This window comes from Pseudonocardia zijingensis (assembly GCF_042657305.1).
Lineage (GTDB): Bacteria > Actinomycetota > Actinomycetes > Mycobacteriales > Pseudonocardiaceae > Pseudonocardia > Pseudonocardia zijingensis.
Window position 1 is genome coordinate 676,606 of record NZ_JBHSKO010000001.1, and the last position, 23,782, is coordinate 700,387.

Consider the following 23,782-nt stretch of genomic DNA (forward strand, 5'->3'; position numbering starts at 1 on the left):
GATGACGCTCCCCTCGGGCTGGTCGGCCCAGAAGCTCGCGGAGTTCCTGGCGGCCGTGTCCTCGTACGCCACGGAGTACTCCGCCGCGGACGGCGCGGTGGAGCGGGTGGCGGAGTCGCTGGACGCCGAGGTCGTGGCCGTCGTGACGCCCGGCGCCGCCGTGGCCGCGATCGGGTACCCGGAGGGGGCGGTCCCCGTCGCCGAGCTCGTCGCCGTCGCGCGCGGGCACCGTCGCGAGCTGACCGTTCCGGGGGCGGGCAGCCGCCCGGCAGCGGTGGTGGAGCTCGAGCACCCGCCGGGAGCGCGCATGGTCGTCGCCCGCTCCGGCCCGCCGCTCAGCCCGGACGAGACCGGGCTCCTGCACGCCATGGCACGGGTCACGTCGATGGCGTTGCGCATGATCCGCTCCCTCGACGACGAGCGCGCGCTGCGCCGGGAGAGCCAGCGCAAGAGCGCCGAGAACGCGCGCCTGCTCGAGACGCTCACCGAACACCAGGTGCGGCTCGAGCGCCTCGCGGCCGAGCAGGCCGCGTTGCGCCGGGTGGCCACGCTCGTGGCCCGGCAGCCCGGGGCGGGGCACGTGCTCGGCAGTGTCATGGAAGAGGTGGGACAGCTGCTGGGCGCGGGGCTCACCCAGATGCTGCGCTACGAGGGCGCCGCCGCCGCGGTGGTGGCGGGCTGGGCGGGCCCGCAGTTGCGGGGACCGGTGATGCCGCTCGCCACCCGGGTGGCGCTCGAGGGCGACGCGCTCGCGGGCTTCGTGTTCCGGGAGCACCGCGCCACCCGCGTGAACAGCGGATCGCTCGGCACCGGCGGCGCGCTCGCCGAGCACCTCGTGGCGTGCGGGCTCCGGTCGGCCACGGCGGCGCCGATCGACGTGGAGGGCGGGCTGTGGGGGGTGATCGTGGCCGGTTGGCCCGCGCGGACGCCACCGCTGGACGCCGAGACCCGCATCGCGGAGTTCGCGCAGCTGGTGGCCACGTCGATCGCGAACGCGCACGCCCGCAGCGAGGTCGTGCGCCTCGCCGACGAGCAGGCGGCGCTGCGCCGCGTGGCCACGCTCGTGGCGGAGGGCGAACCGCCCGCGGCCATCTTCGCAAGCGTGGCCGAGGAGATCACCCGGATCACGCACGTCGAGAACGGGTACGTGGTGCGGTTCGAACCCGACGACACGCTCACGGTCGTCGCCACCCGGGGCGAGCTCGGGTACCCGCACGTCGGGGCCACCCGGCCGCTGGACGGCGACGGCGTGGCCGCGCGGGTGTACCGCACCGGCCGGCCGGCGCACGTGCTCGTGCCGGGCGAAACCCTCGTGTCGAGCGTCGGGGCGCCGATCCTGCTCGGCGACCGGCTCTGGGGTGCGGCGATCGGCACCTCGGCGACGCGCAGCGCCGCCGACCTCGACGACGCCGACGCGGTGCACGAGGCCGGCCGCGTCGCCGAGAAGCGCATCGCCGAGCTGGCGGACCTGGTGGCGATCGCGATCTCCAACGCCGATGCGCACGCGCAGCTCACCACCTCGCGGGCACGGGTGGTGGCCGCGGCCGACGACGCCCGCCGTCGCCTCGAACGCAACCTGCACGACGGCATCCAGCAGGGCCTCGTCTCGCTGGCGCTGGCGCTGCGGGAGGCCGAGTCGATGGCGCCGACCGACCCGCCCGAGCTGCCGGTGGCTCTCTCCCGGATCGTCGACGGGCTGGGCGAGGTGCTGGACGAGCTGCGCGAGATCTCCCGCGGCCTGCACCCGGCGAACCTTGCCGAGGGCGGCCTCGAGTTCGCGTTGCGCTCGCTCGCCCGCCGGTCCGCCGTGCCGGCCACACTCGACGTGCGCGTGACCGGGCGGTTGCCGGACCGGGTGGAGGTGCCCGCCTACTACGTGGTGTCGGAGGCGCTCACGAACGCCGCGAAGCACGCGCAGGCGTCCCAGGTGGACATCGACGTCGCCGCCACCGACGGCGTCGTGCGGGTGAGCGTGCGCGACGACGGCGTCGGTGGGGCGGACACCGGGAAGGGCTCCGGGCTGATCGGTCTCGTCGACCGCGTCGAGGCCGCAGGCGGCGAGATCACCATCACCAGCCCGCCCGGCGGCGGCACGGCGCTGCTGGCCACCTTCCGCCTGGCCGACCGGTGATGCGGTCACCCGGTCACGACGTGGTCCACCAGCCCGTACGCCTGCGCCTCCGGCGCGGTGAACCAGCGGTCGCGGTCGGAGTCGGCCACCACCGTCTCGACGTCCTGCCCGGTGTGGGAGGCCGTGATCTCGGCGATCTCGCGCTTCATCTGCGCGTACACGCCGGCCCTGATCGCGATGTCGCTGGCCTGCCCGCCGATGCCGGCGGAGGGCTGGTGCATGAGGATCCGGGCGTGCGGCAGCGCGTAGCGCTTGCCGGGGGTGCCCGCGGTGAGCAGGAACTGGCCCATCGACGCCGCGAGACCGACGGCCCACGTCGCGACGTCGGGGCGGATGAGCCGCATCGTGTCGAAGACGGCCATACCCGCGGTCACCGAGCCGCCCGGCGAGTTGATGTACATGGTGATGTCGCGGTCCGGGTCCTGCGCGGCGAGCAGGAGGAGCTGGGCGGTGATCCGGTTGGCGATCTCGTCGTCGACCTCGCGGCCGAGGAAGACGATCCGCTCCTCGAGCAGCCGGTCGAGCACGGGATCGCCCCCGGTGGCCGGTGGGGCGTCGACGCGCAGGAGCGGGTGGTGCAGGTCGGTCTGGACGGGCATCGGACTTCCTTCCGGCGGCGGTCACCCGACGCTAGGTCGGGCGCACCCCGCCGCGGGGCCGTGTTCGCTCTGGGACGGTCCCGTTCGCCGAGGGTGATCGCGTGAGCAACGCCTCGTCGCCCGAGCGGGCCGTTCACCTCTGCTCCACCTGGGCGCCATCGATCACTCGCCGGGGCTGCTTATGGTCGGCGCGTTCCCGAACTCCCAGGAGGATGACGTGGCCCAGCCGCGCCCGTCCGGCCGTGTCGAGCTCCCGCTGCTCACGAAGAGCCACGGCGGCAGGCAGGGGCTCACCTGCCGGTACCGCTGCGCGAACGCGTGTTCCCACGACGAGCCCAACACCTCGGACAACGAGTACTTCGGCGACATGCTCGCCCGGGCCGTCAACCGGCGTGGCGTGCTGCGGGCCGGCGCCGTCCTGACCGTCGCGGCGGGCGCCACCACCGCCCTCGCGGCATGTGCGCCCGGCACCGAGGGCTCCGACGCCGCCGCGCCGACCGAGCCGCACGGGCTCGACTTCGAGCCGGTGGCGCCCAACACGAACGACGCGATCACCCTGCCGCCCGGCTACGAGAGCAACGTCGTGATCCGGTGGGGCGACCCCGTCCTGCCCGGCGCGCCCGCGTTCGACTTCGACAACCAGACCGCCGACGCGCAGGCCGCCCAGTTCGGGTACAACAACGACTTCTGCGGGTTGCTGCCGCTGCGGGGTACGGGCGAGCGGTACCTGATGTTCTGCAACCACGAGTACACGATCGAGCCGCTGATGTTCCGCGGCTACGACGCGGACGACCCCACCGAGGAGCAGTACCGCATCGGGTTGGCCGCCCACGGCCTGAGCGTCCTCGTGGTGGAGCGCGACCGCGCAACCGGCCGCATGACGCCGGTGCTCGACCCGCAGTACAACCGCCGCTACACCGGCACGTCGGAGTTCGTGCTCGATGGCCCTGCGGCCGGGTCCGACTGGCTGCGCACCTCCGCCGACCCCACCGGCACCCGTGTGCTCGGCACGTTCAACAACTGCTCGGGTGGCGTCACGCCGTGGGGCACCTTCCTGTCCGGCGAGGAGAACTTCAACGGCTACTTCGCGAACGCCGCCGGGGTCACGGAACCGGTGGCGGCCGCCCGCCTCGCGCGCTACGGCGTGGAGGAGGAGAGCACCGAGCGGCGATGGGAACGCTTCGACTCCCGCTTCGACGTCACGCGCGAGCCCAACGAGGTCAACCGGTTCGGCTGGATCGTCGAGGTCGACCCGCACGACCCGGCGGCACCGCCCGTCAAGCACACCGCGCTCGGCAGGTTCAAGCACGAGGGCGCCACCATCCGCCTCGCCGCCGACCGGCGGGCCGTCGCGTACATGGGTGACGACGAGCGGTTCGACTACGTCTACAAGTACGTCTCCGACGAGCCGATGATGGACGGCGAGACCCGCGCCGCCCGCGAGCACAACCGAACCCTCCTCACGCGCGGCACGCTCTACGTCGCCCGGTTCGCCGGCTCGAGCCCCGCGGGCGAGATCGACGGCACCGGCCGCCTGCCCGCCGACGGCACGTTCGACGGCAGCGGCGAGTGGATCCCGCTCGCCGCAGGCGACCGGTCCTTCGTGGACGGCATGACCGCGGAGGAGGTCTACGTCTTCACCCGCGAGGCGGCCGACCGGGTCGGCGCCACCAAGATGGACCGCCCCGAGGACATCGAGGCCAACCCGCGCACCGGCAACGTCTACATCGCGCTCACCAACAACAGCGACCGCGGCAAGGCCGACGCCGAGCGCACCGTGGGCCCCGACGAGGCCAACCCGCGCGTCGACAACAAGCACGGGCACGTCATCGAGCTGATCGAGCAGGGCGGCGACCCGACGGCCACGGCGTTCCGCTGGTCGATCCTGCTCGTCTGCGGCGACCCGAACGACCCGAACACCTACTTCGGCGGGTTCGACAAGACCCAGGTCAGCCCGATCACCTCGCCCGACAACCTGACCTTCGACACCTACGGCAACCTCTGGATCTCCACCGACTCCGGCCTGGAACTCAACATCAACGACGGCCTCTACGCCGTCGCGCTGGAAGGACCGACCCGCGGGCGGACCATGCTCTTCGCGAGCGTGCCCGCGGGCGCGGAGTGCTGCGGCCCGGTGGTCACGGAGAACTTCGTGCTGATCTCGCCGCAGCACCCGGGCGACCTCGACGACGCGAGCCCGGACGCCCCGAAGAGCCTCTGGCCCGACGGCCCCGGCACCCAGCCCCGGCCGTCGGTGGTGAACATCTGGCGGACGGGGCGGGTCGGGCAGCCGGGGAGGATCGGGGCGTAGGCCGGAGTTCAGGAAAGCCACATTCAGGGCCGCTCCGGCCTTGAATGTGGCTTTCCTGAACCAAGCGGGATCAGCTGCACCGCTCCGCGAAGGGCGTGCCGTCGCCCCCGCCGCGCTCGAACGAGATGTGCACGTGGTCGTAGTGGTTCTCGGTGATCCCGCCGCGGTCCTCCATGCGCTTCCACCCGTCGCCGTGGTTGACCCGTTGCTTCCAGATCACGTAGTCGACGCCCAGCTCCTCCTGGTTGGCGAGGGCGCACTGGGCGATCCGGTCGCCGCGCTCGCCGCGGACCATGAGGTCGACGGCGAGGCCGCGGGGGTGGTCGGAGACGCGGCCGCGCTGGCCGATGCCGATCAGGTCGGGCTCGTCGTAGAGGCAGGCCAGGAACCGGGCTGCGTTGCGCACCCACGGTTTGACGCGGCCGAGTGAGCCGAGGTCCGTGTCGCACTGGGCTTCGGCGCGCCGCTCGGCGAGGGCGCGGGCCTCGTCGTTCAGGCCGGCGGCCTTGACCAGCCCGGAGACGTCGACCTGGGGCGGCAGCGGCTCCTGGGACGCCGCCACCGGCACGATGCTCGCGACCATCCGCACGTCCTCGGTGGCGGCGGCCGCGGCTGCGGAGCGCACGTACACGTCGTCGGCGACGGCAGGGGTCGCGGGTGTGCCCGCGACCGGGACGGCCACTACTAGTGCACCACCCGCCGCGGCGGCCGCGGCCATCCCGTTGCGCACGGCGGACTCCGCCGGCGCGCGGTGACGCGCCGGGCGCTGGGCCTGCGCACCGGGGGGCGCTGCCGCGGATGCGGCGGGCCACTGGTGCGCGTTCCGGCCGCCGGGGGAGCGGTGCCGAGACACGACCTGCCTTCCGGACCGCGCGACCCGTGCGGGCTACCGGGGGAACGGCCCGCAGGGGAGCCGGATCGCGCTTCGTCCGGCGCTCACCATAGCGGAATGGTCACGCAGCGACACGACCGCTCACGGTGTGTTGCTCAGCAGCTGTCCAACCGGCCGCCGCCCGCGCCGCGGTCGAACGAGATGTGCACGTGGTCGAAGTGGTTCGCGGTGACGCCGCCGCGGTCCTCCATGCGCTTCCACCCGTTGCCGTGGTTGATGCGCTGGCGCCAGATCACGTACTTGACGCCGAGGGTGTCCATGTTCGCCAGCGCGCACTCGGCGAGCGCGTCGCCGGTGGACCGGTCGACCATGAAGTCGACGGCCAGGCCGCCCGGGTGGTCGGACGTGCCGGCCCGGCCGGCCACACCGTGCATCGTCGGACGGCCGAAGGTGCAGCCGAGCTGCTCGGCCGCCGTTCGCACGTTGGACTTGACCGGGCCCAGACCCCGGGTGCCCAGGCCGCAGTCGACGGGCCCGCGCGCGGCTTCGGCGGCGGCCCGCTCCGCGGCGGCCTTGGCCTCGGCGGCCTGCGCCTCCGCGGCGGCCCGCTCGGCCTCCGCGCGCGCCACCTCCTGCTCGGCGAGCTGCGCGGCCTTCACGAGGCCGGCCGCGTCGGCGATCTCGGGTTCCGGGTCGACCGGCAGCACGCCACTCGCGACCGCGCCGGTCACCGAGTCGGCGATCGAGTCGTCGCCGTCGTCGGGGCTTGCCTGCGCGACCGGGACGACCGCCGCCTGGGGGCGCGTCTCCGGTTCGGGTGCTGATGCGCCGCCGACCAGCGAGAACGCACTGCCGGTGACGGCGACGGCGGCTGCACCCCGCCGCAGCGGGGTCGGGATGGACCGGTGCGCGCCGGCACCCGCTCGTCGTCGGCGGTGGGGGGCCACCGTGAGCGGGTGCTGGTGCGCGCCTCGGCCCCGGGGGGAGCGATGCCGAGCCACGACCTGCCTTCCAGATCGACGGTCCGGTAAGGACGTCCGGCGTCGGGGCTGCCGGCGGGTGGGGAGTCCCGTGTCCTTTTCGTGACCGAGCCGTCATTGATCCGAGAAGGAACCTAAGCAACCTCCAAGATCGTCGCACGTCAACGCCCTGGTGGAGGGGACGAGAGCACGTTCTCGAGCGGCGAGCGGCGCTCTTCCTGCCCCGTTCGGGGGAGCAGGTGCCGGTAACCGGAGCCCGCCCGCGCGGCCGGCTCCGCGCCGATCGCGGTTCGACCGCACGTCGACCGCAGCGGGTTCCTCGGCGCGGAGAACGGGCCGGTGGTGAGCCGTGCGGTCGGCCGCGGACGTCTTACGCGACCGTGCCGCGCTCGCGCAGTTCGCGGAGCCGGCGGCGGATGTCCCCGAGTTCCCAACGGTGGTGCCCGGTGGGGAGGGCCGGGGTGGGAGTGAGCAGGCCCTGCCGGGCGTACCGGGCGAGGGTGCGCCGGTCGATGCCCAGGTGCGCCGCCGCTTGTGCGGTGGTGAGGAGCTTCGGGGTGGGCACGGGCCGAACCTGGATGTGCCGACGGTGTGAGATCTCATGTTTCGGGGTATTGGGCGCAAGGGTCGGCGGAATCGTGTGTGTCAGCTGTCTGTTCTGCGGCTGCCCTGCGGCTCGTGGCCGGCGGGCGTCACTGGCGCCGGTACTGCACCACCCGGCCGTTGAGCGGCTGGGTCCGCCGCGCGTCCCCGTCCGGGAACAGGGCGCGGTAGCCCTCGACGCTCGCGGTGGCCACCTCCTGCGGCCGCGGCAGAACGAGCCACGACACGGGCTCGCTGTAGGGGTCCGTGGTGAGCGAGCCCTGGTAGCGGAACGTGGAGAGGTCGCGGGGCAGGGAGGCGGCCAGGTCGCCGGTGACCTCCCGTTCGGGTCCGCACTCCTCGGGCAGACCGCCGAGCACGGCGTCCTGCACGGAGCCACCGCGCCCACCGGGCGTGAGGAGGAGCGCCAGCACGAGCGTCTCCCCGTCCGGGCCGCGGTGCACGTAGTGCTGCTCCACCGGGAAGCGGCGGCCGTCGAGGTGGTGCTCGGCCGGGGTGTGGAAGTGGAGCTGCAACAGCTCGAAGCGCCGGTCGCCGATCCGGATGCCCGCCGCGCCCTCCGGGACCTCCGCCTCCACCACCTCCTCGCGGCCGCGCACGGAGCAGCCGGCCGGGTCGTCCTCGTCCTTGCGCACGTAGTGCACGCGGAGGTCGACGTGGCGCGGGTAGTCGACCTCGAGAGCGGGCAGGTGGGGCGCCGGGACGGCGGTGCGCGAGCGGATGTGGATCGGGCTCTGGTGTGGTGGCGCGGCCGCGGCCGACGGGGTGATCAGCGCGGTGGCGGCGACGGTCGGGACGCCGAGGAGGAGTGTTCGCCGGGAAAGATCCATTTGCCCGCTTCCATACTGTATGCATCACACTTGCGAGTGACGCTAGTACGGGTGAACGAGCCGGCTTCCGCCGGGTGGATCAACAGCGCCGGGCGGCGCCGGGTGACATCCCGACGGTGCGCTTGAACGCCCGGCTGAACGCGGCTTCGGACTGGTAGCCGAGTCGTCCGGCCACCTCGCTCACGGTGGCGCCGTCCTCGGCGAGCCAGGTGCGGGCCACCTGCATCCGCCAGCGCGTGACGTAGTGCATGGCCGGCTCCTCCACCAGTTCGGTGAACCGCGCGGAGAAGGCCGAGCGGGACATCGCGAGCTCGTTCGCGAGCGCGGCGACGGTCCAGTCGCGGGCCGGGTCGCGGTGGACCAGGGAGATCGCCCGGCCGATCTGGCGGTCGCGCAGCGCGCCGAGCCACCCGCGCTGCGCGGCCGGGTCGGTCTCGATCCAGCCGCGCAGGGTCTGGATGACGAGGATGTCCGAGAGTCGGGTGATGACGGCCTCGCCGCCCGGGCGCAGCGAGGCCGCCTCCGCCGCGATCAACCGCAGCGTGCTCTGCATCCACTCGGCCTGCAGCCCGCCGCTCGGCTCGACGTGGATCACGTCGGGCAGCACCCCGACGATGTGGTGGACGGCCGGGTGGTCGAGCCGCACGGCGCCGCACACGAGCGTGGTGGCGGCCCCACCCCCGCCGTGGCGCAGCACGGCGTAGCGGTTGCGGAACTCGTGCTCCAGGCCCATCACGTCGGGGGTGATCGCGCCCGGCTCGCTGCGCAGCGCGTGCCCCTGACCGTGCGGCACCAGCGCGAGGTCGCCCGCCTGCAGCACCCGGGTCTCACTGCCGACGTCGAGGTGCAACCTGCCCGTGGTGACGATGTGGAACCACAGGCAGTCCGGCCAGTCCGGCATCGCCAGTCCCCATGGCGCCGTGAGCTCGGAGCGGCAGTAGAAGCTGCCCGTCACGCGCAGGAAGTGCAGCGCCTCGCCGAGCGGGTCGTCGGCGAGCATCGGGTCGACCGTCACGCAGACGAGTCTGCGCCGCCTGGCACCGTGCGTCCACGGGGCCTGGACGAATGAGCAAGAAGCCCGGATGCGCTGGCATGGATGGTCCCGGTCCGCCCCGGCAGCCTGGATGCCGAGCGAGGGAGGACGCAAATGATCACAGTGATGGGAGCGACCGGGAACGTCGGTCGCAAGGTCGTGCAGCAGCTGCTCGCGCAGGGCGAGACGGTGCGCGCCGTCGGCCGCAACCCCGAGGCGCTGGCCGAGCTGGCCGCGGCCGGGGCGCAGATCCACGCCGGGGACGCCGCCGACGCCGCGTTCCTGACGGAGGCGTTCCGCGGCGCCGACGCCGCGCACACGATGCTGCCCTACAGCCCCGGCGCCACGGACTTCCGCGCCGAGCAGGAGTGCCTCGGCACCGCGATCGCCGCGGCGGTGCGGGACTCCGGTGTCCGCACGGTGGTGGCCGTGAGCAGCCTCGGCGCCGAGTTGCCCTCGGGCACCGGCTTCATCGCGGCGAGCCTGCACCCGCAGGAGCGGCGGCTGCGCGCGCTCGAGGGCGTCGACGTGCTGTTCCTGCGGCCGGGGCTGTTCTTCGAGAGCGTGGCAGCGGCGGCGGAGGTCATCGAGGCCACCGGCGTGAACCTCGACGTGGTCGCCCCGGACGTCGCGGTGCCGATGGTCTCCACGCACGACGTCGCCGAGGCGGCCGCCACCGCCCTGCGGGCGCGGGACTGGAGCGGATTCGAGGTCCGCGAGGTCCTGGGGCCACGCGACCTCACCTACCCCGAGGCCACGCGGATCCTCGGCGCCGCGATGGGGCGCCCCGACGTGCCGTACGTGCAGGTGTCCGGCGACGAGATGGTGGCAGCCCTGGTGCAAGCCGGGTTCACGTCGGAGACCGCCGCGCTGCAGGTGGAGATGGCAACGGCGATCTCCACTGGCACGATCACCCCGCGGGAGGGACGCACCGCGCGTTCCACCACGCACACCAGGTTCGAAGACGTCGTGACCGAGCTCGTACCCGATCGCAAGGAGGCATCGTGATCGCCACCGTTCTGCCCGTCGTCGCGCTGCTGGGCGTCCTCGGTTCGGGGCTCGTGGCGGGCCTGTTCTTCGCCTTCTCCACCTCGGTGATGCCCGCGCTGCGTCGGCTGCCCCGGCCGGCGGGGGCGGAGGCGATGCAGCATGTCAACCGGGTGATCCTCAACCCGCTGTTCCTGCTCGTCTTCCTGGGCACCGGGGTGGTCTGCCTGCTGCTCGTGATCGGGGCGCCGCTCGCGGGCGGCGCGGGCGCGGTGTGGACCGTGATCGGCGCGCTGATCTACCTCGTGGGCGGCATCGGCGTGACGATGGTGGTGAACGTCCCGATGAACAACCGCCTCGACGCCGCCAACCCGATCACCGACCAGGGCGCGGCGATCTGGACCGACTACCTGGTCCGCTGGACGGCATGGAACCACGTCCGCGCGCTGGCCTGCGCCGCCGCCACGGTCGCGGTGACGATCGGCCTCTGGCTCCAGTGATACTGGGCCGGTGGCGGGACGGCGAGGCACCGGGAGCGAGGGCGTACGCGCACCGGTCTCCTCCGGCACCGCGCAACTGCGGCCCGACCGGGACCGCAGGCGCGGCTGGACGCTCCTGCTCGACGGCACCCCGCAGTCGCACGTGGACCTGGACGACCCGGCCCACCTGGAGTTCAGCTACGTCCGCAGGCTCGGGCACGTCGCCGACCTGGCCGCCCCGCCGCGGCAGCCGCTGCGCGCGCTGCACCTCGGCGGCGGCGCGTTCACGCTGGCCCGCTACGTGGCGGCCACCCGGCCCCGGTCGAGCCAGCAGGTGGTGGAGCTCGATGGCCCTCTGGTGGAGCTCGTGCGCCAGGAGCTGCCGCTCGACCGCTCCTGGCGGGTGCGGGTGCGCACGGGCGACGCGCGCGACGTCGTGGGTCGGCTCCGGCCCGGCACGTTCGACCTCGTGGTCCTCGACGTCTTCGCCGGCGCCCGCACGCCCGCGCACCTCGCCTCCGCCGAGTTCCTGAACGCCGTCGCCGGCGTGCTGGCCCCGACCGGGACGTACACGGCGAACCTGACCGACGGCGGCACCCTGGCGTTCACCCGGGCGCAGGTGGCCACCCTGCAGGCGGTGTTCCCGCACAGCTGCCTGGTGGCGGAGCCCGCGGTGCTGCGCGGGCGCCGCTTCGGCAACCTGATGCTCGTCGGCGGGCGGGAGCCGCTCCCGGTGGCCCCGCTCGCCACCCGGGTGGCGGGCGACCCGGCCTCCGCCCGCCTGCTGCACGGGGCCGAGCTCGCCCGGTTCCGCGGCGACGCCCGCCCGGTGCCGGACGCCGCCGCCACCGCCTCGCCCGCCCCACCGGACGGGACGTTCGAGGTGGTCTGACGGCCCCACACCATGATCACCGATTTGGCGCATTCCCGGGTCGATTTCGCCCGATCTTGCGCCAAAGCCGTGATCATGCCGCGGCAGCGGTCGCCGCAGGCCTCCCGGACCGGCGACGCTGGTGTGCGGCTCGGCTGAGATGCCGCGCGGTCCACCTAGCCCCGGACGCGTGATCGGCGCGAGCCGTACCTCGCGGTTGTGGTGGCAGCGCTGGTGTGCTGCTCGCACTGATCATCGCGTGCGAGCAGCACTTCAGCGTTGTGACGACCGCGTTGATGTACTTCTCGGCGGGGAGGCTGCTCGCCTGGGTTGCCGCGCGGCCGGCACGCTGGTGAGGGCCGGTGGCTGGGCGCGAGCCGTACCTCAGGGTGAGCTGGCAGCCCTGGTGTGCTGCTCACGCTGATCATCGCGGGTGGGCAGGACGTGGGTGTTGTGGTGACCGTGCTGACGTACTGCTCGGCGCAGGAGGCAGCACGCCTGGGGCGGCTGGGCACGAGCCGTACCCCATGGTTGCGACGACAGCTCTGCCGTGCTGCTCACACTGATCTTCGGGAACGAGCAGTACCTGGGTGTTGTGGTGGCAGCTCTGGTGTGTTGCTCACGCTGAACAGCGCGAGCGAGCAGCACCTCAGCGTCTTGTCGCCCGCGCCAGTGTGCGGCTCGGACGATCAGGGAGCCGAGCTCGGGCCATCACCAACCCACCGAGCCGTTGGCGTCGAAGAAGCTGCCACTGGGGCCGTCCGCCGGGAGCGTGGCTGCCTGCACGACGACCTTCGCCCCCTCCGCCGGGTGTTGGGTTCCGGTGTGGTTGTTCAGGTCGGTGGCGTTGAAGCCCGGGCACACCGAGTTGACCTTGATCGGGGTGGCGCCGAGCTCTACCGCGAGCCAGGCCGTGAGCGAGTTGAGCAACGTCTTCGAGGCGGGGTAGGCGAAGATCGGGAAGCGGCCGACGGAGCCCGGGGTCAGGGCCGCGCTGATCGACCCCATCGTGCTGCTCACGTTCACGATGCGCCCAGCGCGCGCCTTGCGGACGAGCGGCAGGAACTCCTGCGTGACGCGCAGTGCCCCGTAGAAGTTCACGTCGAACGTCTGCCGGATCGTCTCCAGCTGCACCGCGCCCGGGAAGCCTTCGCCGTCTGCGATGGCGATGCCCGCGTTGTTGACGAGCACGTCCAACGCCTCGGCCTCGTCGCCGATGCGGTTCGCCGCCGCCGTGACGCTCTCCGGATCGGTGACGTCGAGCTGGACGAACCGGACGTCCCCGTCGTCGGCGAGTGCCGCCTCCGCGGCCTTGCCACGCTCGTCGTCGCGGCAGCCCAGCCAGACGGTGAAGCCCTGCTGCGCGAGCTGCCGCGCGGTCTCGAATCCGATGCCCTTGTTGGCGCCTGTGACGAGCGCCGTGGGCTTGTTGGTGTCCACGAATCCGAGCCTGGAGAAGCCGGCGCTACGATGCATCACGTGACGTCCCGGATCCTTTACGGATCGTCCAGGAATGGGGTGGTCAGGTCCGGGGATCCGATCGCCGCTGCCATCGGTCTCCTCCGGCCCGACATCGCCGTCGACGCGAGCCTGCGCGCCGCGGGGGAGTGGGCGGTGCGTTTCGAACCGTTCCCGCACGTCAAGGTCGGCGGCGTGATGCGCGGGGAATGCCTGCTGATCGTCGAGGGCCACGAATCCGTGCAGATGGGGCAGGGCGACGTCTTCCTGTTGTGCAACCCCCCGCCCCACGTGCTCGCGAGCACGCCCACCGCGGTGCCGCGCGCCGCGAAGCCGCTGTGGGACGGCGCCACCAACGGGGTGGTGCGGATCGGACCCGAGTCCGAGGAGGACACGGTCCTGTGCACCGGCTACTTCGCGTTCGACACGGAGTCCCAGAACCTGATCGACGTCCTGCCGCCGCTCGTGCACGTCAGCGCCACCGATCCCCGCGGCAGGCTGCTCACCCACGTGACCGAGCTGCTGGCCGACGAGGTGGGCAACGGCGCCGTCGGCAGCGCCATGGTGCAGGACCACCTCGTGCAGATCCTGTTCGTCCACATGCTGCGCGCCCACGCCGAGCAGGTCGGCCGGCCCACCGGCTGGCTGGGGGCGCTCGGCGACGACGGCATCGGTCGCGCCCTGCGCGCGATGCACGCGGACGTGGCGCGCCGGTGGACGCTCGACGAGCTCGCGGCCATCAGCCTCATGTCGCGCTCGGCGTTCGCCGCGGCCTTCAAGCGCCAGGTCGGCACCGCGCCGCTGGAGTACCTGATCGAGTGGCGGATGAGCCTGGCCCGCGACGCCCTGCGCCGCGGCACCGCCTCGATCTCCGAGATCACGTCCGCGATCGGCTACCGGTCCGAGAGCGCGTTCAGCACCGCGTTCCGCCGGGTGGTCGGCTCGTCGCCGAAGCAGTTCCGCGACGCGGCACGCCGCTAAGCGGGCACCGCCTCGGCCTTCTCCTTCCCGCCGCCGACGAGGAAGGTGAGGGGGAGCGCGATCGTCGCGATGATCGCGGCCACCATGAACGAGGCCCGTGCGCCCCCGACGTCCGTGCCGGTGGTGGGGCTCTGCGACGCCACGGCCATCACGGTGATGAACAGCGCCGTGCCGGCCGCGCCCGCCACCTGCTGGAGCGTGGCCATGATCGCGCTGCCGTGCGAGTCGAGGTGCCGGGGCAGCCTGCCGAGCGCGTCGGTCATGAGCGGGGTGAGCATCAGCGAGATGCCGAGCACCAGCACGACGTGGAACGCGATGATCATCCACAGCGGGGAGCCGTGGCCCAGCGTGGTGAACGCCCAGAGGGCGACGGTGAGCACCGCGGCGCCGGGGATCACGAGCCGGCGCGGGCCGAGCCGGTCGTAGAGGCGGCCCACCACCGGACCGAGCAGGCCCATCGCCAGCCCGCCGGGCAGCACCGCGAGCCCCGTGACGAACGGGCTGAAGTCGAGCACGTCCTGCAGGTAGAGCGGCAGGAGGATCAGCACGCCGAACAACGACATCATGCTGAGCACGACCAGCACCATGGCGACGACGAACGGCCGGTGCGCGAGCGGCCGCAGGTCGAGCAGCGCGTTGCCGTCGTCCTGCAGGCGCAGCTGGCGGGCCACGAACACCGCGAGCGCCACCACACCGATCACGGTGGGCACCCACGGGTTGACGAGGGCGTGGCCGCGCGCGGACTCACCCACGCCGCTCAGGCCGAACACGAGCCCGCCGAAGCCGAGCGCGGACAGCGCCACCGAGGCGAGGTCGAGGGGCACCGGCCGCACCTCGGCCGCCACCTGCAGCCAGCGGGCTCCCGCCGCGAACGCGACGAGCGCGATGGGCAGCACGATCCAGAACATCCACCGCCAGCCGAGCGTGCTGAGGATCACGCCGGAGATCGTGGGGCCGACGGCCGGGGCCACGGCGATGACGATCGTGATCGTGCCCATCGTGGCGCCCCGGCGCGCGACCGGGACGAGCCGCATGACGGTGGTCATGAGCAGCGGCACCATCACGGCGGTGCCCGCGGCCTGCACGATGCGGCCTGCGAGGAGCACGGGGAAGCCGGGCGCGAGTGCGCTGATGAGCGTGCCGGTGCTGAACAGCAGCATCGACGTGAGGTAGACCCGGCGCGGCGGGAACCGCTGCAGCAGGAACCCGGTGATCGGGATGACCACGGCCATGGTGAGCAGGAACCCGCTGGTCAACCACTGGGCGGTGCTGACGCTGATACCGAGGTCGGCGATCAGCACCGGCAGCGCGACGCTCATGATCGTCTCGTTGAGGATCATGACGAAGGCGGAGCCGACCAGCAGCGAGATGACGAGCGTGGCGCCCGCCTGCTGCTCGCGCTCGGCGGCCGGTGCGTTCGGCTCGCTGGGTTCGGCGTCGGCGCGGCCGGTGGCGGGGCCGGTCATGCGGGCACTCCTGTCGTTCGGACGCCTCGACGCTACCGACCGGCGGTCGGGGAGGGCCACGCGTTTCGCCCAGCGGGGAGCGCCGCTCAGCCGGCGGCGGGCACCCGTTCCGCCCGCCACAGCAGCACCACCGTGCGCGTGAACGACCAGACGAGCAGCACCAGCGCGACGGCCACCAGCGCGGTGGTGACGAGCAGCGGGAGCAGTTCGGATGCGGCGACCACGAGCACCACGCCCTGCACGGCGGCCACGGTCTTGGCGAGGTAGCTCGGCGGTACCGGGCCGCGCAACCACGGCAGCGCCCGGCCCGCGAGCACGAACGCATAGCGCATCGCCCCGATCGTGAGCGCCCACGGCCCGACGACGGTGGCGACGTGCACGCTCAGCACGGCCACGAGGAACGCGTCGACCTCCATGTCGAACCGGGCGCCCACGGGGGAAGTGGTGCCGGTGCGCCGGGCCACCTTGCCGTCCACGGCGTCCAGCGCGAGCGCCACGGCCGCGAGGCCGACGAGCGCGGCAAGGGGGGTCGACCCGGTGAGCAGGCCCTCCACGACGAGCGCCGTGACGCCGCCGACGAGCAACGCCCTGGAGAGCGTGACGACGTCGGCGGGCCCGAGCGCGGACCGCCCGGCACGGTGCATCGCGGCGGACAGCAGCCCCAGCAAGGCCGCCGCGTACACCACTCCGACCAGCACACCGAGCGGTCCGAGCCCGAACGCGGCGGCGAGCCCGGCCAGGATCAGCAGCTGTGCCGCAGCTGCAGCCTGCTCCGGGCCCCCCTTCACAATGGTGCAGGTGCTGGTGACCACTCCGCGTTCCACCTCCGCATCACGTTCGCGCCGGCGCGTCGGTTCACCGAGGGGAGCGATGTGATGGGGCGCACAGCCCACGCGTTCTGGGTGAGCGCGCCCGGTGCGGGCGAGATCCGGGCGGTCGAGCTGCCAGAACCCGGCCCCGCCGACGTCGTCGTCCGCACGACGTACTCGGGGGTGAGCCGGGGCACCGAGACCCTCGTCTTCCGCGGCGAGGTGCCGCCGAGCCAGTACACGGCGATGCGCGCTCCCTTCCAGGACGGCGAGTTCCCGGCGCCCGTGAAGTACGGGTACCTCGCGGTGGGCGTGGTCGAACACGGTCCGCCCGATCTGGTGGGGCGCAGGGTCTTCTGCCTGTACCCGCACCAGACCCGCTTCATCGTGCCCGCATCGGCCGTGACGCCGGTGCCGGACGACGTCCCGGCGGCGCGGGCCGTGCTGGCCGGCACCGTCGAGACCGCGGTGAACGCGCTGTGGGACGCCGCGCCGCTGGTGGGCGACCGCATCGCGGTGGTGGGCGGGGGAATGGTGGGGTGCAGCGTGGCGGCGCTGCTGGCGGGCGTGCCCGGCGCGCGCGTGGAGCTGGTGGACCCCGACCCGCAGCGCGCCGAGGTTGCCGCGCGGCTGGGGGTGCGGTTCGCCACACCCGAGGCCGCCACCGGCGACTGCGACCTCGTGGTGCACGCGAGCGCCACCGACGCGGGGCTCGCGCGCTCGCTGGAGCTCCTGGCGCCGGAGGGCGAGGTGGTGGAGCTGTCCTGGTACGGCGACCGGCCGGTGCGGGTGCCGCTCGGCGAGGCGTTCCACGCCAGGCGCCTGACGATCCGCAGCAGTCAGGTGGGCACGGTGTCGCCGCGACGGGCCCGGCGCGGCTACGCCGGGCGCATGGCGGTGGCGATGCGCCTGCTCGCCGATCCGCGGTTCGACGCGCTGGTCACGTCCGAGCACGCGTTCGAGGAGCTGCCTGCGCTGCTGCCCCGTTTGGCCGATGGCACGTTGCACGCCCTCTGCCTGCGGCTGCGGCACCCGACCGCCTGACCCTCCCGAGGCTGCCGGTCACCGCTTCACCGGTGGCGGTGAACTTCCGGGCGCATCGGCACGTGTGGGGTAGGAACGGGATCCAGCCGGCGGGCGAGGGAGCGAGAGTGTTCAGCATTACGGTCCGGGACCACATGATGGTCGCCCACAGCTTCCGGGGCGACGTGTTCGGTCCGGCGCAGCGCCTCCACGGGGCGACGTTCGTGGTGGACGCGACGTTCCGCCGCCCGGACCTCGACGACGACGGCATCGTGGTCGACATCGGCCTCGCCACGCAGCAGCTGAACGCGGTGCTCGGTGAGCTCAACTACCGCAACCTGGACGACGAGCAGGCCTTCGCGGGCGTGAACACGTCCACGGAGTTCCTGGCGAAGGTGGTTGCCGACCGGCTGGCCGACCGGATCCACGCGGGCGAGCTCGGCGAGGGCGCGCGGGGGATCTCGGTGATCGTGGTGACGCTGCACGAGTCGCACATCGCGTGGGCGAGCTACGAGCGCGCCCTGTGACGGCTCCCGTGATCGTGCGGACCGTGCACGTGGTCGTGCCCGCTGACATCGACGACCCGGCGCGCCCCAGCGGGGGCAACGCCTACGACCGGCGGGTCTGCCGCGCGCTGCCCGCCGTGGGCCGGACCGTGCGGGAGACCGCGGTGCCCGGGGACTGGCCGGAGCCGGGCCAGGAGGCGCGCGCCGCGCTGCTCCGGTGCCTCGAGTCGGTGCCGGACGGCGCCGACGTGCTGCTCGACGGGCTCGTCGCCTGCGCCGCGCCGGACGTGCTCGCCGCTCACGCGCGCCGGCTGCGGCTGGTGGTGCTCGTCCACCTCCCGCTCGGCGACGAGGTGGGGCTGCCCCCGGCGGTGGCCGCCGACCGCGCCGCGCGGGAGCGGGCCGCCCTGCGCCACGCGGCCGCGGTGGTGGCCACCAGCTCGTGGACGGCGCACCGGCTCGCCGAGGCGCACGGCATCGGGGCCGACCGCGTGCACGTCGCGGCGCCCGGGGTGGAACCCGCACCGCTCGCCGCCGCAGAGGAGAGCGGCACCCGGCTGCTGTGCGTCGGCTCGATCACCCCGACGAAGGGGCAGGACCTCCTGGTCGAGGCCCTGGCCCGGATCCCGGACCGCTCGTGGACGTGCCGGCTGGTCGGCCCCGTCGTTCGCGACCCCGCGCACGTCGCCACCGTGCGGGAGCTCCTCGAGCGGCACGGGCTGGACGACCGGGTGGAGATCTGCGGCCCGCACACCGGCCCGGCGCTCGACGCCGTGTACGCCACCACCGACCTGCTGGTGCTGCCCTCGCGCGCCGAGTCCTACGGCATGGTCGTCACCGAGGCGCTGGCCCGGGGGATCCCGGTGCTCGCCGCCGCCGTCCACGGTGTGCCGGAGACCCTCGGGCGCGCGCCGGACGGCGCCGTCCCCGGCCTGCTCGTGCCCCCGGCGGACGTCGACGCGCTGGCCGCCGCCCTGCGCAGCTGGCTCGACGAGCCCGGGCTGCGCCGCGCAGCCCGGGTCGCCGCCCGGCTGCGGCGCGACACGCTCTTCGGTTGGGAGGTGACCGCACGGTGCCTCTCCGATGCGCTGGCGTGAACGGTCACGTGGGCGAGGTGCGGGCGTGAGCGCCCCGGGTGCCCCGGTCACGCACGACTGGCTGGCCGTGCGCGAGCCCGCCGATGCCGCGGCCCGGGCCGGCGAGCTCGCCGACCGCGTGGCCGCGTGGCTTGGTGACCGGGACGGCGCCCCGATCGTCGTCCGCGACCTCGGCTGCGGCACCGGTTCGATGGGCCGCTGGCTGGCCGGGCGCCTGCCCGGGCCGCAGCACTGGCTGCTGCACGACCGCGACCCCGACCTGCTCGCACGGGCCGTCACCGGCATGCCGGCGGAAACCACCGCCGAGGTGCGGGTCGGCGACCTCACCGCCCTCGACGCCGCACAGCTCGCCGGCACCGCGGTGGTCACCGCGTCCGCGCTGCTGGACCTGCTCACCGCCGACGAGGTGGAGCGCCTCACGGCGGCGTGCACGGCCGCGGGCTGCGCCACCCTGTTCGCCCTCACCGTCACCGGGAGCGTGCTGATCACCCCCTCCGACCCGCTCGACGCCGCCTTCGCCGCCGCGTTCGACGCCCACCAGCGCCGCACCGTCGACGGCCGCAGGCTCCTCGGCCCGGACGCCGTTCCCGCGGCCGCGGCGGCGTTCGGCCGCCACGGCGTGGCGGTGGTGCGCGCCCCGAGCCCGTGGCGCCTCGGCGCCGCGGACAACTCCCTGATCGAGCCGTGGCTGCGCGGCTGGGTGGCGGCCGCCTGCGAACACCGGCCCGACCTCGCCGCGGAGGCGCCCGCCTACGTCGACCGGCGGCTCGCCGCGGCCGCCCGCGGGGAGCTGCGGGTGGTCGTCGGGCACGCCGACCTGCTCGCCCTCCCGGAGCACCGGTCGTGAGGCCCGCCCGGGTGGCGCGGCCGCTGGCCGTCGCCGTGATCGTCGGCGCGCTGGTGTGGTGGTCGGGCCCGCAGGCCGTGCTGGACGCCCTCGGCGCGCTGCAGGCGGGGCCGGTGCTGGCTGCGCTCGCGTGCGGGGTGGTCACCACCGTGTGCAGCGCGTGGCGCTGGTGCCTGGTGGCGCGCAGCATGGGGATGCGGCTCCCGCTCTCCACGGCCGTCGCCGACTGCTACCAGGCCCTCTTCCTGAACGCCGTGCTGCCCGCGGGGATGCTCGGCGACCTGCACCGGGCCGTCGGCCACGGCAGGCGCAGCGGCGACGTGGGGCGGGGGGTGCGCGCGGTCGTGTTCGAACGGCTGGTGGGCCTGATCGTGCTGGTGGCCGTGGCCGCGCTGGTGCTCGCGGCCGAGCCCGAACTGCTCGGCGTGCTCGGCGCCGCCGTGCCCGGCGCCGCGTGGTTCGGGATCCTCGCCCTCGTGGCGGTGCCCGCCGTCGCCTGGCTGCTGCGCGGGCGGCTGGGCGCGCTCACCGCCGACGTGCGTGCGGTGGCGCGGGCCGGCTCGATGGCCGGCGTGCTCGGCCTGTCCGTGGTGGCGCTCGCCGGCTACCTCGCCACGTTCGTGGTGGCGGCCCGCGCCGTCGGCGCCACCGCGCCCGTGCTGCAGCTGCTCCCGCTGCTCGTGCTCGCGCTGCTCGTGATGGCGCTGCCGCTCAACGTCGGCGGCTGGGGGCCGCGGGAGGCCGTCGCCGCCGTGACGTTCGGCGCCGTGGGCCTCGGGGCCGACCAGGGTTTCGCCGCCGCCGTGGCCTACGGGGTGCTGTGCATGGTGGCGTGCCTGCCCGGCGGCGCCGTGCTGCTGCTGCGCCTCACAGGTGCGCGGCGAACGACCGCACGAGGCTCTCGAGCACCGCACGCCCCTTCTCCGCAGACGCCTGTGACGGCAGACCCACCACTCCCGACTCCGCGTACGCCTGCATCCCTCGTGCCAGCAGGTGCCGGCGGTCGTCTGCACGGTGGTCGGCCTGCTCGTACCCCGGCTTGACGAGGTCGGGAAGCACGTGCAGCAGGATCGAGGTCTCCAGTTCGCCCGCGTGCATGTCGACGAGACCCGTGGTGGTCAGGCCGGCATCCGCACGGGCGTCCTCCCAGTCCATCTCGGTGGGGAACAACGCCGTCGGGAACGGGTCGAGGCTCGCCTCCTGCACGACGTTGCCGAGCACGTAGTTGCCGCCGTGCCCGTTGACCAGCACGAGCCCGCTCGCCCCGGACCGCTGGACCGAGGCCGAAACGTCGCGGACGATCGCGACGAGCGTGGTGGCGGAGATGCTGACGGTGCCCGGCCAGGCCGCGTGCTCGTGCGAACAGGAGATCGTGAGCGGTGGGAGCCGGAACACGGGGTACACGGACGCGAGCTCGACGGCGATCGTGGCGGCCACGAGGGTGTCGGTCGTGAGCGGCAGGTGGGGCCCGTGCTGCTCGAAGCTGCCGATCGGCAGCAGTGCGACCGCGCCGGCGCGGTCGCGCGCATCGGACGTGGTGTCGACCGGGAGGAGATCCATCGCGATGGACCTTCTCACGGTTCGCGAGAGGGGACGAGAGGACAGCCCATGCCGGACACGCGCAACACCGAACTGGCCGAGGTCGCGGAGTCGGACCTGGTGACGCGGCGCGGCGCGTTCCGCGCGGTCGCCTTCCGCGACCCGCACGACGGCAACGAGCACCTCGCCCTCGTGAAGGGGCAACCGCGGGACCAGGAGGAGGTGCTGGTCCGGGTCCACTCGGAGTGCCTCACCGGCGACGTGTTCGGCGCGCTGCGGTGCGAGTGCGGCGCGCAGCTCGCCGCGGCGGTGGACGCCATCGCCGAGGCGGAGTGCGGGGTGCTCGTCTACCTGCGCGGCCACGAGGGCCGCGGGATCGGGCTGGTCGCCAAGGTCCGCACGCACGTGCTGCAGGACGAGCAGGGGCTCGACACCGTCGACTCGGCCACCGCGCTGGGCCTGCCGGTGGACGTGCGCGACTTCGGCGCCGCCGCGCGGGTCCTGACCCACCTCGGCGTGCGCTCGGTCCGGCTGCTGTCGAACAACGCCGACAAGGTGCTCGCGCTCACCGAGCACGGCATCACGGTGGCCGGGCGCGTCCCGCTGCTGGTGCCGGTGGACGAGCACAACGTCCGCTACCTCACCGCCAAGCGCGACCGCCTCGGCCACGACCTGCCGCACCTGAACTCGCTCGGCTGACCCGACGCGTCCGGTCAGTCCTCGTCCAGGTCGTCACCCTCGCCCACCGGGACGGGGTGCGCGGCGGCCCACCGCTCGCGGCGTTGCGCGGCGAGGTCCGCCAGGCGCGGTGCGCGCAGCGAGTCGGTGATCCGCAGCACGATCGTGCCGACCGAGATCATCTCGAAGCCGGCGAGCATGAACCGGATGAGTGGCGTGATCGTCACGCCGCTGGCGAGGACGATCAGCGTGAACATGTCCGGCTCCCCATGTGACTCGCCCCCTTCGAGGTCGACAAGCGGTCAGGGGGCGAGAGGGCATCCGCCGGGTGGGGTGTGGTCGCCGCGCTCCTGCTGACCGTGCTCGATTATCGAGCCGCTCGCGGGCCCCTCGGCAACTGTGTGAGCGGGATGAACGCCTGTGTGGGTGACGGCGACCCGAGCGGGCGTCACGCCCCGGCGTCCCGCTGCCACGGATGGTGGCCGGATGCGTGTCGCTGTGACCCGGTCGTGACGTTCGTGCCGCCCATGCCGCGGGCGCAGGTCCCGCTAGCCTCTGCGCCGACTGCGAGGAGGCGATCGTGGCGCCGATGGCGGGGTACGACGAGATCGCGGACTGGTACGAGCAGGAGTTCCTGCCCCGCAGCTCGGACGATGCGTACGGCGTGGACAGATCGCTGCGCGAGCTGCTCGGTCCCGGCGACGGGACCTGCCTCGAGGTCGGATGCGGCACCGGGGTGCACGCCGCGAGCCTGCGCACGCTGGGGTGGACACCGGTCGGCGTGGACGTGTCGGCCGGCATGCTGCGGCACGCGCGGGGCCGGCTCGCGTGCGTGCGGGGCGACGCCGAGCGGCTGCCGGTGCGGGACGCGTCGGTGGACGCGGCGGTGGCCGTGATGGTCCACAGCGACATGCCCGGCTACCCGGACGTCCTGCGCGAGACCGCGCGTGCGCTGCGCCCCGGGGCGTGTTCGTCCACGTGGGCGTGCACCCCTGCTTCTGCGGTGGGTTCGCCGACCGTTCGGACCCGGACGCCGTGGTGATCCGCCCCGGGTACGCCGAGCGGCACTGGACGATGACGTCCTGGACCGACCAGGGCATCCGGGACAAGGTCGGCGCCAGCCACCTCCCGCTCTCCGACCTGATCAACGCGGTGCTGGCGGCCGGCATGGTGCTCGAACGCGTCACCGAGTGCGGCGGGGCGGTGCCGCTGGTGCTCTCGCTGCGGGCGCGGGTGTCCGCGGCCTGACCGGGGTCACCGTTCGCGCGGTGCCTCGGCGCCGTCGATCGTCACCTTCCGGCCGGGCCGGGAGGCGTGCCGCGGGTCGAGCGTCAGCTTGATCCGCTGTGTCGACGAAGTGGCGAAGCGCGCCTCGCTGCCGAGTTCGAGCACCCAGAACTTGGCCTTCGCGCCCGGTTTCGCCTCTTTGTCGACGCCCACGGTGAGCTCGACCTCGACGGGTCCGAGTTCGAAGCGCAGCTGTTCGTCCTCACCGGCGCTCATGGCTTCGGTGAGTTCGGCGCGCAGTTGCGCGACGACCTCCGACAACGCCAACGGCATGTGCGGCTCCTCGCAGGTGTCAGGCGGGCGTGGAGTCGCAGGATCGCACCTCGCGGCCGGGTTGCACGACCCGGTGCCGGGATGGCGATCCGCTTGTCACAGCAGGTGACCCATCCCCACGCGTGGTCGGTGCGATCGACCGGGAGGGCGGCGGACCCCGAT

At 73.8% G+C, this 23,782-nt stretch carries 25 protein-coding genes and 1 pseudogene; 14 read left to right on the forward strand and 12 right to left on the reverse strand.

Annotated elements, in window-relative coordinates; translation table 11 throughout:
- Position 1: 1 nt before the first annotated feature.
- Positions 2-2,131 (forward strand): sensor histidine kinase, encoded by a 2,130-nt coding sequence (locus tag ACFPL3_RS03565; RefSeq protein ID WP_343943594.1) that lies wholly within the window; start codon positions 2-4, stop codon positions 2,129-2,131.
- A gap of 5 nt (positions 2,132-2,136) precedes the next feature.
- Here the strand turns inward: ACFPL3_RS03565 and ACFPL3_RS03570 are convergent, their stop codons facing one another.
- Positions 2,137-2,730, reverse strand: coding sequence for an ATP-dependent Clp protease proteolytic subunit (locus tag ACFPL3_RS03570; protein ID WP_343943595.1), 594 nt, complete (start codon positions 2,728-2,730; stop codon positions 2,137-2,139).
- 217 nt (positions 2,731-2,947) lie between these two features.
- Here ACFPL3_RS03570 and ACFPL3_RS03575 point away from each other — a divergent pair, with 217 nt between their 5' ends.
- Positions 2,948-5,041, forward strand: a complete 2,094-nt coding sequence (locus ACFPL3_RS03575) for a PhoX family protein (RefSeq protein WP_343943596.1) — start codon at positions 2,948-2,950, stop codon at positions 5,039-5,041.
- A 70-nt stretch (positions 5,042-5,111) separates the two neighbouring features.
- Here ACFPL3_RS03575 and ACFPL3_RS03580 read toward each other — a convergent pair whose 3' ends face one another.
- The 5 genes from ACFPL3_RS03580 to ACFPL3_RS03600 all read right to left on the reverse strand — a co-directional run bounded on the left by ACFPL3_RS03580 (position 5,112) and on the right by ACFPL3_RS03600 (position 9,301).
- Positions 5,112-5,771, reverse strand: a complete 660-nt coding sequence (locus tag ACFPL3_RS03580; protein ID WP_343943597.1) for a VldE C-terminal domain-containing protein — start codon at positions 5,769-5,771, stop codon at positions 5,112-5,114.
- Positions 5,772-6,028: 257 nt separating this feature from the next.
- On the reverse strand, positions 6,029-6,820 hold the full coding sequence (locus tag ACFPL3_RS03585) for a VldE C-terminal domain-containing protein (protein WP_379588369.1): 792 nt from the start codon (positions 6,818-6,820) through the stop codon (positions 6,029-6,031).
- Between the two features lie 403 nt (positions 6,821-7,223).
- The gene (locus ACFPL3_RS03590; protein ID WP_343943604.1) at positions 7,224-7,418 is read right to left on the reverse strand and encodes a helix-turn-helix domain-containing protein; all 195 of its coding nucleotides are present in this window, start codon (positions 7,416-7,418) and stop codon (positions 7,224-7,226) included.
- A 127-nt stretch (positions 7,419-7,545) separates the two neighbouring features.
- Positions 7,546-8,286, reverse strand: coding sequence for a carbonic anhydrase family protein (locus ACFPL3_RS03595; RefSeq protein WP_343943605.1), 741 nt, complete (start codon positions 8,284-8,286; stop codon positions 7,546-7,548).
- Positions 8,287-8,365: 79 nt separating this feature from the next.
- A complete protein-coding gene (locus tag ACFPL3_RS03600) occupies positions 8,366-9,301 on the reverse strand; it encodes an AraC family transcriptional regulator (RefSeq protein ID WP_343943606.1) in 936 nt (311 codons plus the stop codon).
- A 132-nt stretch (positions 9,302-9,433) separates the two neighbouring features.
- On the opposite strand from ACFPL3_RS03600, the gene ACFPL3_RS03605 reads away from it, so the two are divergent.
- From ACFPL3_RS03605 to ACFPL3_RS03615, 3 genes are read left to right on the forward strand one after another with little or no spacing between them, the layout of a single operon-like run.
- The gene (locus ACFPL3_RS03605; RefSeq protein ID WP_465269429.1) at positions 9,434-10,327 is read left to right on the forward strand and encodes an NAD(P)H-binding protein; all 894 of its coding nucleotides are present in this window, start codon (positions 9,434-9,436) and stop codon (positions 10,325-10,327) included.
- Positions 10,324-10,806, forward strand: coding sequence for an anthrone oxygenase family protein (locus tag ACFPL3_RS03610; RefSeq protein ID WP_343943608.1), 483 nt, complete (start codon positions 10,324-10,326; stop codon positions 10,804-10,806). Before ACFPL3_RS03605 ends, ACFPL3_RS03610 begins: the two co-directional genes overlap by 4 nt.
- A gap of 10 nt (positions 10,807-10,816) precedes the next feature.
- Positions 10,817-11,677, forward strand: a complete 861-nt coding sequence (locus ACFPL3_RS03615; RefSeq protein WP_379588370.1) for a spermidine synthase — start codon at positions 10,817-10,819, stop codon at positions 11,675-11,677.
- A gap of 690 nt (positions 11,678-12,367) precedes the next feature.
- Here ACFPL3_RS03615 and ACFPL3_RS03620 read toward each other — a convergent pair.
- Positions 12,368-13,096, reverse strand: coding sequence for an SDR family oxidoreductase (locus ACFPL3_RS03620; RefSeq protein WP_343943610.1), 729 nt, complete (start codon positions 13,094-13,096; stop codon positions 12,368-12,370).
- A 78-nt stretch (positions 13,097-13,174) separates the two neighbouring features.
- Here ACFPL3_RS03620 and ACFPL3_RS03625 point away from each other — a divergent pair, with 78 nt between their 5' ends.
- Positions 13,175-14,095: an AraC family transcriptional regulator gene (locus tag ACFPL3_RS03625; RefSeq protein WP_343943611.1), complete on the forward strand. Its 921-nt coding sequence runs from the start codon at positions 13,175-13,177 to the stop codon at positions 14,093-14,095.
- Here the strand turns inward: ACFPL3_RS03625 and ACFPL3_RS03630 are convergent.
- A complete protein-coding gene (locus ACFPL3_RS03630; protein WP_343943612.1) occupies positions 14,092-15,561 on the reverse strand; it encodes a DHA2 family efflux MFS transporter permease subunit in 1,470 nt (489 codons plus the stop codon). The two genes, ACFPL3_RS03625 and ACFPL3_RS03630, sit on opposite strands and share 4 nt — an antisense overlap.
- An 86-nt stretch (positions 15,562-15,647) precedes the next feature.
- Entirely contained in the window at positions 15,648-16,373 is a 726-nt protein-coding gene (locus ACFPL3_RS03635) for a CDP-alcohol phosphatidyltransferase family protein (protein WP_343943613.1), read from the reverse strand.
- 63 nt (positions 16,374-16,436) lie between these two features.
- On the opposite strand from ACFPL3_RS03635, the gene ACFPL3_RS03640 reads away from it, so the two are divergent.
- The 5 genes and pseudogenes from ACFPL3_RS03640 to ACFPL3_RS03660 form a co-directional block, all read left to right on the forward strand.
- Positions 16,437-17,414 (forward strand): zinc-dependent alcohol dehydrogenase, encoded by a 978-nt coding sequence (locus ACFPL3_RS03640; protein WP_343943614.1) that lies wholly within the window; start codon positions 16,437-16,439, stop codon positions 17,412-17,414.
- A 107-nt stretch (positions 17,415-17,521) separates the two neighbouring features.
- Positions 17,522-17,920, forward strand: a complete 399-nt coding sequence (locus tag ACFPL3_RS03645) for a 6-pyruvoyl trahydropterin synthase family protein (RefSeq protein WP_343943615.1) — start codon at positions 17,522-17,524, stop codon at positions 17,918-17,920.
- 14 nt (positions 17,921-17,934) lie between these two features.
- The gene (locus ACFPL3_RS03650) at positions 17,935-18,996 is read left to right on the forward strand and encodes a glycosyltransferase family 4 protein (RefSeq protein WP_379588387.1); all 1,062 of its coding nucleotides are present in this window, start codon (positions 17,935-17,937) and stop codon (positions 18,994-18,996) included.
- A 25-nt stretch (positions 18,997-19,021) separates the two neighbouring features.
- Positions 19,022-19,843 carry a methyltransferase domain-containing protein gene (locus tag ACFPL3_RS03655; protein ID WP_379588371.1) on the forward strand — a complete coding sequence of 274 codons (822 nt, stop codon included), beginning with the start codon at positions 19,022-19,024 and terminating at the stop codon, positions 19,841-19,843.
- 35 nt (positions 19,844-19,878) lie between these two features.
- A pseudogene (locus tag ACFPL3_RS03660) lies at positions 19,879-20,652 on the forward strand (lysylphosphatidylglycerol synthase transmembrane domain-containing protein); the annotation flags it as partial.
- A gap of 58 nt (positions 20,653-20,710) precedes the next feature.
- Here the strand turns inward: ACFPL3_RS03660 and ACFPL3_RS03665 are convergent.
- Positions 20,711-21,403: a creatininase family protein gene (locus tag ACFPL3_RS03665; protein WP_343946551.1), complete on the reverse strand. Its 693-nt coding sequence runs from the start codon at positions 21,401-21,403 to the stop codon at positions 20,711-20,713.
- Between the two features lie 48 nt (positions 21,404-21,451).
- Here ACFPL3_RS03665 and ACFPL3_RS03670 point away from each other — a divergent pair, with 48 nt between their 5' ends.
- The gene (locus ACFPL3_RS03670; protein WP_343946550.1) at positions 21,452-22,081 is read left to right on the forward strand and encodes a GTP cyclohydrolase II; all 630 of its coding nucleotides are present in this window, start codon (positions 21,452-21,454) and stop codon (positions 22,079-22,081) included.
- A 14-nt stretch (positions 22,082-22,095) separates the two neighbouring features.
- On the opposite strand, the gene ACFPL3_RS03675 is transcribed toward ACFPL3_RS03670, so the two are convergent.
- On the reverse strand, positions 22,096-22,317 hold the full coding sequence (locus tag ACFPL3_RS03675) for a hypothetical protein (protein ID WP_343946549.1): 222 nt from the start codon (positions 22,315-22,317) through the stop codon (positions 22,096-22,098).
- Between the two features lie 332 nt (positions 22,318-22,649).
- On the opposite strand from ACFPL3_RS03675, the gene ACFPL3_RS03680 reads away from it, so the two are divergent.
- A complete protein-coding gene (locus tag ACFPL3_RS03680) occupies positions 22,650-23,102 on the forward strand; it encodes a class I SAM-dependent methyltransferase (protein WP_343946552.1) in 453 nt (150 codons plus the stop codon).
- Positions 23,099-23,308: a hypothetical protein gene (locus ACFPL3_RS03685; protein ID WP_379588372.1), complete on the forward strand. Its 210-nt coding sequence runs from the start codon at positions 23,099-23,101 to the stop codon at positions 23,306-23,308. The genes ACFPL3_RS03680 and ACFPL3_RS03685 overlap by 4 nt, the downstream gene beginning before the upstream one ends.
- Positions 23,309-23,314: 6 nt before the next feature.
- Here ACFPL3_RS03685 and ACFPL3_RS03690 read toward each other — a convergent pair whose 3' ends face one another.
- Entirely contained in the window at positions 23,315-23,620 is a 306-nt protein-coding gene (locus ACFPL3_RS03690) for a trypco2 family protein (RefSeq protein ID WP_343946547.1), read from the reverse strand.
- Positions 23,621-23,782: the final 162 nt, after the last annotated feature.